This is a genomic window from Pseudomonas sp. Rh2 (genome assembly GCF_040762985.1).
GTDB lineage: Bacteria > Pseudomonadota > Gammaproteobacteria > Pseudomonadales > Pseudomonadaceae > Aquipseudomonas > Aquipseudomonas taiwanensis.
In genome coordinates, this window is the sequence record NZ_CP142890.1 from 3,251,949 (window position 1) to 3,264,124 (window position 12,176).

11 protein-coding genes are annotated in these 12,176 nt (G+C 63.1%); 8 read left to right on the forward strand and 3 right to left on the reverse strand.

Translation table 11 applies throughout. From position 1 onward, the window contains the following. The first annotated feature begins 197 nt into the window (after positions 1-197). Entirely contained in the window at positions 198-872 is a 675-nt protein-coding gene (locus tag VXM67_RS14575; protein ID WP_027907370.1) for a DUF3313 domain-containing protein, read from the forward strand. An 89-nt stretch (positions 873-961) separates the two neighbouring features. Here the strand turns inward: VXM67_RS14575 and VXM67_RS14580 are convergent, their stop codons facing one another. Further along, positions 962-1,789: an amidohydrolase gene (locus tag VXM67_RS14580; RefSeq protein WP_023380701.1), complete on the reverse strand. Its 828-nt coding sequence runs from the start codon at positions 1,787-1,789 to the stop codon at positions 962-964. A 149-nt stretch (positions 1,790-1,938) separates the two neighbouring features. Between VXM67_RS14580 and VXM67_RS14585 the strand changes: the two genes are divergently transcribed. Then, complete coding sequence (locus VXM67_RS14585; RefSeq protein WP_027907368.1) at positions 1,939-2,892, forward strand: LysR family transcriptional regulator; 954 nt, start codon at positions 1,939-1,941, stop codon at positions 2,890-2,892. A gap of 314 nt (positions 2,893-3,206) precedes the next feature. Here VXM67_RS14585 and VXM67_RS14590 read toward each other — a convergent pair whose 3' ends face one another. Further along, entirely contained in the window at positions 3,207-3,653 is a 447-nt protein-coding gene (locus tag VXM67_RS14590; protein WP_023380704.1) for a hypothetical protein, read from the reverse strand. A gap of 175 nt (positions 3,654-3,828) precedes the next feature. On the opposite strand from VXM67_RS14590, the gene VXM67_RS14595 reads away from it, so the two are divergent. The 6 genes from VXM67_RS14595 to VXM67_RS14620 all read left to right on the forward strand — a co-directional run bounded on the left by VXM67_RS14595 (position 3,829) and on the right by VXM67_RS14620 (position 11,619). Beyond that, on the forward strand, positions 3,829-4,260 hold the full coding sequence (locus VXM67_RS14595; protein ID WP_023380705.1) for an anti-virulence regulator CigR family protein: 432 nt from the start codon (positions 3,829-3,831) through the stop codon (positions 4,258-4,260). 302 nt (positions 4,261-4,562) lie between these two features. Next, a complete protein-coding gene (locus VXM67_RS14600) occupies positions 4,563-5,111 on the forward strand; it encodes a phage tail protein (RefSeq protein WP_023380706.1) in 549 nt (182 codons plus the stop codon). Positions 5,112-5,145: 34 nt separating this feature from the next. Then, positions 5,146-5,703, forward strand: coding sequence for a phage tail protein (locus VXM67_RS14605; protein ID WP_023380707.1), 558 nt, complete (start codon positions 5,146-5,148; stop codon positions 5,701-5,703). A gap of 38 nt (positions 5,704-5,741) precedes the next feature. Then, positions 5,742-6,281: a phage tail protein gene (locus VXM67_RS14610; protein WP_023380708.1), complete on the forward strand. Its 540-nt coding sequence runs from the start codon at positions 5,742-5,744 to the stop codon at positions 6,279-6,281. Further along, entirely contained in the window at positions 6,248-6,787 is a 540-nt protein-coding gene (locus tag VXM67_RS14615; protein WP_367237106.1) for a GNAT family N-acetyltransferase, read from the forward strand. The genes VXM67_RS14610 and VXM67_RS14615 overlap by 34 nt, the downstream gene beginning before the upstream one ends. Before the next feature lie 149 nt (positions 6,788-6,936). Next, positions 6,937-11,619, forward strand: a complete 4,683-nt coding sequence (locus tag VXM67_RS14620) for a putative Ig domain-containing protein (protein ID WP_367237107.1) — start codon at positions 6,937-6,939, stop codon at positions 11,617-11,619. Positions 11,620-11,669: 50 nt separating this feature from the next. Here VXM67_RS14620 and VXM67_RS14625 read toward each other — a convergent pair whose 3' ends face one another. Further along, positions 11,670-12,161 carry a GNAT family N-acetyltransferase gene (locus VXM67_RS14625; protein WP_023380711.1) on the reverse strand — a complete coding sequence of 164 codons (492 nt, stop codon included), beginning with the start codon at positions 12,159-12,161 and terminating at the stop codon, positions 11,670-11,672. Between the last annotated feature and the right edge of the window lie 15 nt (positions 12,162-12,176).

The following is a 12,176-nucleotide window of genomic DNA, read 5'->3' on the forward strand; positions in this document are numbered from 1 at the left end:
TGGGCACTTGCGAGTAATAAGGCCTCGTCTAAAGTTTAAATGCCCGAAGCCGACGTTCGCGGGTCTCTCACCATCGCCTCGCAAACCGCGAGAAGAGTGCCTTGTTCCACGATCGCAGAGTTCAAACTTAAATCTTGCGCCACCAAGAGTCGCCCGCATGCCTGCGGGATATCACTCAACGTAGGAAGGAGTGCTGCATGAAAACCCGGCCATTGGTTGCAACCTTGTGTCTTGCTACAGTCATGCTATATGGCTGCGCGAGCAAGTACGTGGAGTCCGATCAGTACTCGGGCTTCCTGAAGGACTACAGCTTACTGAAGGAAGACAAGTCGCCTTCCGGCGCGCCAGTCATGCGCTGGATCAAACCGGATGTCGACGCCAATCGTTATACCAGCGTCTACATCGAACCGAGCCAGCTTTATCCGAAACCCCAACCCACCGAAAAAGTCCCACAGTCGACTTTGACTGGCATTACCCACTACTACGACCAGACCCTCAAAAGCCACTTCTCTGAGGTGTTACCTTTGGCCAAAGGACCGGGTCCACGCGTCCTGATAGTGCGTCCGGCAATCACTGCAGTCAGTGCCAAGACCAAAGGCCTGCGCCCGTATGAAGTCATCCCGATCGCCCTGATCGCAGCAGGTGTAAGCACGGCCACCGGTATTCGCGACCAGGACACCACCATCGCCACCGAGGCGGCGTTCATCGACGGCGGCAACCAGCAGGTGGTCGCCCAGGTGGTCCGCAAGGGTGCAGGTAGCGAGCTTGAAAACGCCGACCAGGTGATGCAAACCAAGGACGCCAAGGCTGTGCTCGATGGTTGGGCCAAAGACATGGTGGCCTCCTTCCAGGCCGCCAAAGGCAGGAAGTGAATCACCCTGCCCCGTTGCCGCGCATGCTTGCAGCGGGGCAGCCCAGCGGACTCCTGCAGTTCACTCATCCTGTACGGGTATCGCAGTGCTCAGGCAAAACCAAACAAGCGCCTTGGGGTGTCCCACATGATCTGACGGCGCTGCGTGGGGTCGGGCACCAGGCGCTCGGCGAGTTTGAGCAACGGGCCGTAATCGACACGTGAGCGTTGGCGGATAAAGGGCCAATCCGAGCCCCAGAGGCAGGCGTGGGGGCCGAACGCCTCGATCAATGCCTGGACATAGGCAGCACTTTGCTCGAACAGTGCCTGCGGCGCGGCGAACTTCTGCATGCCTGACAGCTTGACGGTCGCCCGGCCAGAACCTGCCAGGCGCAGTAACGCCTGGAAGCCCGGTTGTTGCAAGCCGGCAGCAACGTCAGGGCGGCCGCAGTGGTCGATCAGCAACCGCGTTGGCAGGCGCAACAACCGCGCTTGTACGTCCAGTAGCTGGTCTTCGCACACCTGGACCTGGGCGAACAGATCAAGCTCGGCCAGCTTGCCGAACAGGCTTTCGCAGCCGTCGAGGCAGCCTACCCCATAAAGCGCTGGATTGAAGGCAACCCCGACCACGCCTTGCTCCTTCAATGCCGCCAGCTGGCCAAGTTTCATGCCCGGCTCGACCACCGCGATGCCCCTGAAACGGCCCTGCCCGCGCGCCAGCGCATCGAGCAGGCAGCGGTTGTCGGTGTGATAGCCGCTGTTGGGGCCGACCAGCAACGCGTGTTGCACGCCATAGGCCTCCATCACTTGGGTGAACTGCTCTAGCGTGGCAACTTCCTGGCCCGAGGGGGCATAAGGCGCATCCGGATGGTAGGGAAAGCGATCGGGATCAAACAAATGGTTATGGCAATCGATCTTCGGTTCATCAAAGATGTTCATGGACAGCTCCCTGGTTGACGCTTTCTGCGCCTGAACGTAGATCCTGTTATCGTCCGCCATCGTGGCGGCGAGGCTGGAGCGACGATACTGCGCGCCGACGTTTGGCGCTCATACCCAGATGGCAGACATCATAACCAAAGGTAATACACATGCCCCAAGACCCGGACAGCCCAGCATCCAGCGCGATGGTGTTCAAACTGCGGCACATGGAGGTGTTTCGCGCGGTGATGCTGACCGGCTCGATCAGTGCCGCGGCCAAGATGCTGTATGTGTCCCAACCAGCCGTGAGCAAGCTGATCCATTACGTCGAAGGGCGTTTGGCATATCGCTTGTTCGAGCGCATCAACAATCGTCTGGTCCCCACCGAGGAGGCACATGTCCTGTTCCGTGAAGTAGAGCGGGTGTACCAGGCCGCCCTGCAGGTCAACGAGTGCGCGTTGTCATTGGCCTCGGGCAGCCACCGCAACCTACGCATTTCGTGCAGTGCATCGTTGTCGACAGTGGTGATCCCCATCGCCCTGGCGCAGCTCAAGCGCGAGTCGCCATCGCTGACCATCGAGTGGCAGACCTCGCTGATGAACGAGATGCCCAACCAGATCCTGTCGAAGAAGGTCGACCTGTCGATTGCTGCCCTTCCAGTGGTGCATGACCATCTGGTGTCCCAACCGTTCATGCGGGGGCGCATGGTTGCGGTAATGCCTGCCGATCACCCCTTGGCCCAGGAGCCGGCGCTGACGCTGCAGCAGTTGGTGGGGCACGCGCTGCTGCTGTTCCGGCCCGACATGCCGTTTGGCCGGTTGTTGGCGCATGAAATCCAGCGCCGAGGCCTGCACCTTGAGTCGTTGCTGTCGTTCACCAACGCCAACGAAGCTGTGGCCTTGGTAAAGCAAGGCATGGGCATGACCCTGATCGACGAGTTCGTGGCACAGGACAGTGGCCTTGAAGTGGTGCCGCTGGCGGAGGACATTCACTTCGATATCAGTTTCGTCTACTCACGCTTCGAGCCCCCATCCCAAGCTTCATTGCACCTGATGCGGGTGCTGCATGCCCAGGCACTGAAACTTGACAGGGCCATCACCGGGTTCGAACTGCCCCAAGGCTGAACGTCTGTTGCTGTGGCTCACCGCGCTGCCGGTGGACCGCGTGGAGTTGCCTGGGGCAGCCACCAAGCCCTGGCCATGCAGGGCGATGTCCGGGACGCTCGGACGCTGGCGCAGGAGGCCTAGTGCCTGGGGTTCGCTCACGACATTGCGCCGATTGCGCGGATGCCAGTGATGGTGCCTGGTGGTAATCGTCGCCTGCCGGTTGTCGAGCAGATACTGGCAGAGCTGCAGCGCTCGCCTACTTGTCGCGGGTGAAGTCGCGGAGAACGACCCAGCCTATGGCGAGCATAGACTGGGCGTTGCTCATTCAGCCTTCAGCGGTCGTTCTTGGAGGACGAGCGAACGGCATTGCTCAAGCCCTTGGTGTTGTGGTCGCCCGGCGTGGTGCGCGACACGGCGGTCGACTTGGCCAGGCCACGGGTATCCTTGGAATGCGCAACACCGGAGGTGGCGGTGCCGTGCCCACGGTCGTCGTTACGGGTACTGCCGTAGTGATTTCCGCTTACGCCATGATCACGGGTGGCTTTGCCCGCATGCTCACCCGTCGAGCCTTTACCGTTGCCATTGCCGCCCATACCACCCTGGCCGCCGCCATTTCCGTTGCCACCGCCATGACCGCCGCCATTGCCGCCGCCGTGGCCACCCCCGTTACCACCGCCCTTGGCATAAGCCGCGCCAATCGGCGAAACATCAGCCGGTAACAACGCCGCACTCCCCAGCGCAAAGGCACAGGCAAACACGGCTACCAAGGTCTTTTTCATTTTCTATACGCCTCCATGGGCGAGGTGGGATCGCCGTAAGACCGGTGAACCGCCTTTAAGTTTTGTACCAGGCGACGAAATGCAGTGCGTTACACACAGCCACACGGGCTTTCAACACACGCTGGCGGCTTGGCTAAGCTGTAGTTGACCTTCATGTGCTCAAGGAACAGCCCACATGCTCAAGCTCAAGACGCTGCTGTCGACCGCCCTCAGCCTGCTGCTGATGGGTACAAGCCCTGCCCTGCTCGCCGACCCAGGCAAGGGCAAAGGCCACGACAAGGGCGGGCAACACGGAAATTCGGGGCATCAGGGAAACGGCAACGACTGGCATGGTGGCCCATCGATCGATGTGGGCGGCGTGCGGATCATTCTCAACGATAACCGGGACTATTGGAACGCCGGCACTGCGCTGCCACCCGGCATCCAGAAAAACCTGGCACGCGGCAAGCCCTTGCCACCCGGCATAGCCAAGAAGCTCGATGGCCGCCTGCTGGGGCGCCTGCCGCACTACGACGGCTATGAATGGCGGCAGGCTGGTACCGACCTCATATTAGTGGCCCTCGCTTCAGGCTTGATCTACGAAGTGCTGCACGACGTGCTGGACTGATGCACTTACGCGCGGCCTTCGACAGCCGCATCTGATCGTTGCAAATAATCTTCAAATATCCCTGCAAAAATGATGGCATTTACCCATCAGCTAACTAGACTCCAGCTATCTCCGAGGCATCCAGCCTCCTCTGTTCGGGCCCCAAGGAAAGGATCATGCCCAAGCTACTAGCACGGTAGTAGTAGTCGGCCCCCGGCCAAAGCGGTTCTGTCTATCACCTGTTTCGTCGTACGCGGCGCTCAGCTCCCTGCGGAGATGGGCATTTACAGTGCATGCAGTTTGGGTAATGGAGACGTTGAAGCATGGAGAATTTTCTAGGTGAAATCCGCCTGTTCAGCTGGCCGGTGATACCAAAAGGCTGGTTGCCCTGCGACGGCCGGCTGCTGCCGATCGTTCAGAACCAGGCACTTTTCGCATTGCTGGGTGTGCAGTTCGGAGGAGACGGCAAGGCCACCTTCGCACTGCCCGACCTGCGTGGTCGGGTGGCGATGGGGCGCAACGACTGGCCACCCGTGAACCCGGCATTCGCCTCTCACAGCACCGGACAAGCGGGTGGCGTCGAGTCTGTGATGCTGCCGCTCAGCGCACTGCCCGAACACACCCACAGCGTACAAGTCAGCAACGCCACTCTCGGCAATGGCGGCCCGGCCGGCAACTACCCCGCGACCAGCGCCAATGCCAACGGTGTTGCCGCGCAGCCGACCTACATCACCGCCGACACGAACAAGCTGGTGACCCTCCACGCTGACACCATCGCAGCCACCGGGCAGACGCCGATACCCAACATGCAGCCCTCGATCTGCCTGAGCTACTGCATCGCCACCCAGGGCGTCTTCCCGCCACGCCAGTAACGGCTACCACACCTATCATCTCAAGGGGCAAGTCATGTCAGATAACTACCTCGGGGAAATTCGGCTGTTCGCAGGTTCATACGCACCCGTTGGCTGGGCTTTTTGCGACGCATCCGTGCTACCGATCAGCCAGAACGAAGCGCTGTTCTCGCTGATCGGCACCACCTACGGTGGCGATGGCATAACCACCTTCGCCCTGCCCGACCTGCGCGGCCGGGTGGCTGTTGGCACCGGCGCAGGCAACAACCTGACACCCCGTACCCTGGGGCAGATCGTCGGCACCGAACAAGTGGCGATGACGGCTGCCAATACCCCGGCCCACAGCCATGGTTTCAGTGTCACCAACGCCCCCGCCACCACGGCGGAGCCGGCAGGCCCTTCCGCCCACAACACCTGCACCTTCGCCGCCTTCACCCCAGCCGGTCCGGTCAAGGGGCTGTACAGCACGGCAAACACGGATACCGCCGTCACGCTGAACAACGGCGCCTTGGTGCGCTCGGGCGGCATCGGTTCACCACACGACAACATGATGGGGTCGCGCGCCATCAACTACATCATCGCCCTGACCGGCATCTACCCGAGCCAATTCTGAGACCCAGGCCTGCTCTTCACTTTTCAGGGATATGACTCATGGACGCTTTCACTGGAGAAATTCGACTGTTTCCGTATACCTACATTCCCGATGGTTGGCTGCTCTGCGACGGTTCGGCAAGGCCGATCCAGCAGTTCCAGAGCCTCTTTGCCGTTTTGGGGTACGGGTTTGGCGGTAACACCAACCAATTCAACCTGCCCAATCTCAACGGTCAGGTCGCCATGGGCGTGGGTGCCGGCCCCGGATTGACCGCGCGTGCGCTCGATGCCAGCGCCGGAGCGGATGAGGCCACGCTGACACCAGCCAACTTCGCGCCTCATACCCATGCGCTCCGGGCCCAACCTGGGACGAATTTCGCGGCGGCCGTCGATACGCCCACCAGCCAAAGTTTTCTCAGCCAGCCGCGCAACCTGCGCCTGTACAACGGTGTAGCCGGCAACACCGACTACACCTTGGCCCCTGTCACCGTGAGCAAGGCGGGTACCCCGTTCAACAGGACGACCCGCAACGCCCAGCAACCTTATCTGACCCTGGCCTACTGCATATGCTACGACGGCAACTTCCCTGCGCGCCCCTGAGCGAGCGTCTTGCGCTGGCGCTGCCAGTAGGCATCGGGTTTGGTCTTCGGCGGCAGGGCGAAGGTGATGTCAGTCTGCTGCGGGCGCTGTTCGTGGCCCGACGAGGCATCGAGTTCGAGGGCTTGCCCTTGAGCGATGCACAGCGTCTGGCGTTTCTCGACGGCCAGGCCGACCTGCAGTCACGTCACTATGCCGAGCACTATCCACAGGCCGCATTCCTGATCGTCGAACGGGCCGGACAGGCCATCGGTCGCTTGTGCGTAGACGAGAAACAGGCCGAGCTGCGGGTGGTGGACATCGCCCTTATGCCGGCCTGGCAGCGCCAAGGCATCGGCACCGCACTGCTGCGGGCGGTACTGGCGGTGGCGGACCTGCACGGCAAGGCTTGTGCGCTCAGCGTCGACGCCTGCAACCCGGCCCAGGCGCTTTACCGGCGCCTGGGCTTCGAGGTACAGCCCGGCGATGGCCTTTACCTGCCTATGCACCGTTTCCCTGTAACGGCCTGACACGAACACCCAACGCAATGGAATGCGCACATGGACAGTTAGCCATTTTGCCTGAAGTCATGAAGAGGGCCGGCCCATCGCTCAGCCCCAGTTCTCCCCCACTCTGAGTCCGTAGGCGATCACTGATCGGAAACATGGCAGGAAGCCCCATGATGCACTCACTCGCGTACCACCGTGCCTGGCTGACCAGGTCGTTCCTTCTGCTGTGGCTGTCGGCGCTCGCCCTGATGATGCCAGCCCAGGCCATGGCGATGACGTTCAGCCCTGCCCCAGGCAGCAACCTGGGCAGTTTCCCCGCAGGTCAGAGCCTGAGTATCCCGCTGAGCGTCTCAGGCGGCGTCCTGCCGATGACCGGCTGGTACGAGTGCGATGTCAGCGTGACCTACGACCCCTCATTGAAGTGCTTGCCAACAGGCCTGACCATCGCCGAGTCCACGAACAGTGAGTCGACTACCATCAATGGCACCCCAAACGTCGCGCCCGGCGTTTACAGCTTCACCCTGACGGTGTTCGACAGCTTCACTCCCGCGACCGTGAACTACTCGATCACCATCACCGGCGGCCCCACGGTGACCAGCTTGAGCCCCACCTCGGGCAGCACCAGCGGGGGCACCAGCGTGACCATCAGCGGCACTGGTTTCACCGGCGCCACAGGGGTGGCATTTGGCGGCAACGCAGCGACATTCTCGGTCAACAGCGACACCTCGATCACCGCGACCACCCCCAGTGGGTCAGCGGGTACCGTGCCGGTGGTGGTCACCACGGCAGCGGGCTCCTCCGTGATCAATGGCAATAGCCAGTACACCTACGTCGCACCGCCCATTGCCGGTGCGGTGAGCGCAACTGTGGCAGCCAACAGCAGTAGCAACCCCATCCCCCTGAACCTTAGCGGCGGCGCGGCCACCAGCGTGGCGGTGGCCAGTCAGGCCAGCCATGGTACGGCGACCGCCAGCGGTACCAGCATCACCTATACGCCCACAGCAGGCTACTCAGGCCCAGACAGCATCACCTATACCGCTAGCAACGCCATTGGCACCTCCGCACCGGCAACCATCAGTTTCACGGTTTCGCCGCCCACCTTGGCACTAAGCCCTGCGACCTTGCCCAGCGGAACCGCTGGCACCGCCTATAGCAGCACGTTGAGCGCCAGCAACGGCTCGGCGCCTTATAGCTTCAGCCTTACCAGCGGCGCGCTTCCCCCCGGACTGAACCTCAGCGGCAACACGCTGGGTGGAACGCCGTCCGCCAGCGGTACCTTCAACTTCACCGTCACCGCAACCGACAGTTTCGGTGCCACAGGGTCGCAACCTTACGCCCTGTCCATCGCAGCGCCGACGCTCAACCTCACGCCGACCTCCCTGAGCGATGCCAGCGCAGGAGTTCCTTACACCAGCACCTTCAACACCACGGGCGGTACGGCACCCTACAGTTATGCCATCATCGCGGGCAGCCTTCCGGCTGGATTGGCCCTGATCGGGAATGCGCTGAGCGGTACGGCCACCGTCAGCGGCACCTTCACCTTCACCGTCACGGCAACCGACGCCAACAGCTTCACCACCTCGCGCAGCTACACCTTGACCGTGGCGTCACCGACCATCACCGTCTCACCGGTCTCCCTGAGCGGTGGCATCGCTGGCGTGGCCTACAGCGCTACCCTCGGTGCCAGCGGCGGGACTGCGCCCTACACCTTTGCCGTGACGGCGGGTGCTCTGCCAAGTGGCATGACCCTCAGTGGCGACACCCTGAGCGGTACGCCTACCGCCGATGGCACCTTCAATTTCACCGTCACCGCAACCGACGGCAATAACTTCACTGGTTCGCGGGCCTACAGCCTGACCATTGTCCAGCAGCCCCCCGTGGCGGGCACCGTCAACCTGTCGGTGGCGGCCAATAGCACCACCAACGCGGTCACACTCAACCTCGGTGGGGGCCCTGTCAGCAGTGTTGCCGTGGTCAGCGCGGCCAGCCATGGCACGGCAACCGCCAGCGGCACCAGCATCACCTACACCCCGAATGCCGGTTACTCCGGGGCCGACAGCTTCACCTACACCGCCACCGGCCCGGGCGGTACCTCGGCACCGGGCTCCGTCAATATCAGCGTGGGCGCCCCAACCCTGGTCATCACCCCTGGTACCTTCGGCGGTGGCATCGTCGGCTCGGCGTACAGCACCCCACTCAGCAGCGTGGGCGGCACCGCACCCTACAGTTACAGCGTCACTGCCGGCAGCCTGCCCACCGGCCTCGTCCTGTCCCCGGCCGGCGTACTCGGCGGCACACCGACCAACAGCGGCAGCTTCAACCTGACCATCACCGCCACCGACGCCTACGGTGCCACCGGCAGCCAGGCGTACACCTTGGTAATCGCTGACCAGGCGCCGGTGGCCGGTGCGGTCAGCACTACGGTCGCTGCCAACAGTTCGACCCATGCCATCCCCCTCGCTTTGAGTGGCGGTCCGGTCAGCAGCGTGGCGATCAGCACCGCCCCCAGCCACGGCACCGCAGTGGTCAGCGGCACGGCGATCAGCTATACCCCCACGGCAGGTTTCTCAGGCAGCGACAGCTTTGCCTATACCGCCACCGGCCCCGGCGGCACTTCGGCGCCCGCCACGGTCAGCCTGAGCGTGACCGCACCGACCCTGGCGCTGAATCTCGCCAACCTGGTCGATGGCACCCTGGGCACTGCGTACAGCGCCAGCCTGGGTGCTTCAGGGGGCACCGCGCCTTACACCTATGCGATCAGCACAGGCAGCCTGCCAGCCGGTCTGAGCCTGTCACCGGCCGGCGTGCTCAGCGGCACGCCGACCAGCAATGGCAGCTTCGCCCTCACCTTCACAGTAAGCGACGCCTATGGCGCGGTCGGTAGCCAGGCTCATACGCTGGTGATCGCCGACCGCGCCCCCATAGCTGGCAACAGCAGCGCCACGGTTGCTGCCAACAGTTCAGCCAACGCCATCAGCCTCGCCCTCAGCGGCGGCGCCGCGACCAGCGTGACCGTGACCAGCGCTCCCGCACATGGCAGCGCCATCGCCAGTGGCCTGGGTATTCGCTACACCCCCAGCGCCGGGTACTCCGGCAGCGACAGCTTTGCCTATACGGCCAACGGCCCTGGCGGTACTTCGGCACCGGCGACGGTGACAGTGTCCGTCAGCGCACCGACCCTGGATGTCGAGCCCAGCGCTGGCAGTGTCGAAGGCGGCACCTTGGGCAGTGCCTATCGCATGAGCTTGCGCGCGCTCGGTGGCATGGCGCCGTACCGCTTCACCTTGAGTGCGGGCAGCCTGCCGACAGGCTTGGTCCTGGACAGCGGCAGTGGGGTGATCAGCGGCACGCCCCAGAGCACAGGCACCCACACCCTTGAGGTGACTGTCACCGACGTCAACGGCGCGGTCGGTACCTTCAGCTTCGCCCTGAGCATCGCGGCCCAGACGGTCACCGTGGTGTCGTCCAACGAAGCCCTGGTACCTGGCCAGGTGGCGAGCGTCGACCTGACCCAGGGTGCCACCGGTGGCCCGTTCCTGCGCGCGCGGCTGTTATCGCTCAGTCCGGCATCAGCCGGTAGCGCAAGCCTGAGCGGCCCGTTCACCCTGCGCTTCGCACCGACCACGGTGTTTGCCGGCACTGCCGTAGCCACCTTCAGCCTGGAAAATGGCAACGGCGGCAGTGCAACCGGCACCGTGACCTTCACCGTGCAGGCCCGCCCAGACCCCGGCCAGGATGCCGAAGTGATCGGCGTGCTCAACGCCCAATCACGCGCCGCTGAACGTTTCGCCAGCACCCAGATGGACAACTTCAACCGCCGCCTGGAACAACTGCACCGGCCAACCTGTGACCGCAACGCGTTTAACGCCAGCGTCAAGCATGGGCGCGAAGATGTGCGCCTTGGCGATCTGGGCAAGGCGCTGCGCGATGAACTGCAAGGCAACGACGCGGAGTCGGATGAGCAACGACGCAAGGAACGGGACAGCGCGCGGACAATCGATGGTGAATGCCGTGAGGCGCCGCTGGCCTTCTGGACCGATGGATTCATCAACACCGGCTCCAATCGCGCCCGTGGCGCCAAAGACAATAGCTACACCACCTATGGCTTGAGCGCCGGCGTGGACTATCGTCTTTCACCACGGACCGTGGTGGGCATGGGGGTCGGTTACGGCACCGACCGCACCGATGTCGGCGACCATGACACCCACAGTGAAGGTGATGCGCTGGGCCTGGCGGCCTACCTGAGCACCCATCCGCTGTCGGAGGTGTATGTGGACGCGCTGCTTGGCTACAACCGCATCCGCTTCGACTCGCGCCGCTACGTCACGTCCGACCCGTCGAACGGCTACGCCCACGGCTCGCGGGATGCCGACCAGTGGTACGCGTCGCTGACCGCCAGCTACGAGTACCGTGCCGGCGCGCTTTCACTGGCCCCGTATGCACGGGTCAACGGCAGCGTCACCACGCTGGACGACTACCGCGAGCGTGGCGGTGGCATCTATGGCCTGAGCTACGACGAGCAGCATCAACGCACCTTCACCTCGTTCCTCGGCCTGCGCGGTGCCTACGACATCCAGACCCGCGCTGGCGTGCTCACGCCGCGAGTGGGGCTGGCCTGGGGCCACAACTTCAGCCATAGCGACGACTACCGCATGCGCTACACCGACCAGGGCGACGACGGTGTGCTGTATCGGCTGTCACCCGACCCGATGGACAGCAACTTCATCGACCTGGACACTGGGCTTGAGTTGAGCCTTGGGCGCAGTTGGCGTCTGGGCCTGTCCTACAAGACGGCCCTAGGTAGCGACGAGCGCAACGAGATGTTCCGAATCGGGCTGGACGGACGCTTCTGACCCGCGCGCCGCTTCAGGGGCTGCCCCATCAGCCTGTGAAGCGGCATCGCTCACAGCGTCATTTCCATCTCGTGCCAGGCCATGCCACCATGGTCGGATGCCGAGGGCTGCACGTAGCGGTATCCCATCTTCTCGTACAGCGCCACGTGCCTGTCCTTGCACATCAAGTGAATGCGGCGCTTGCCCATATCCCGCATGCGTTTGACGAATTCGCTCATCAAACGACCCGCATGGCCTTTGCCCTGGTGGGCCGGATCGACCACTACCGACATGATCACCACGTTCGGCGCAGCGGCGTCATGGCCTACCAGCGATTTGAACGCTTCGTCCGACATCACCACTTCCCAGGCACAGCCACTGTTGATGAAGCCGATCACCTCACCAGCGTCCTCGAGAATCAAAAACCCTTCAGGGTACTGGTCGATCCGCTTGCGGATCTTTTCCAGGGTCGCTGCCTCGTCGCCTTCGTAGGCCGTCGACTCGATCTGGAAACAACGCTCGGCGTCGGTGGGTACGGCAGTTCGGAAGGTTGCAGCGCTCATCGGGTTCCTCGCAAA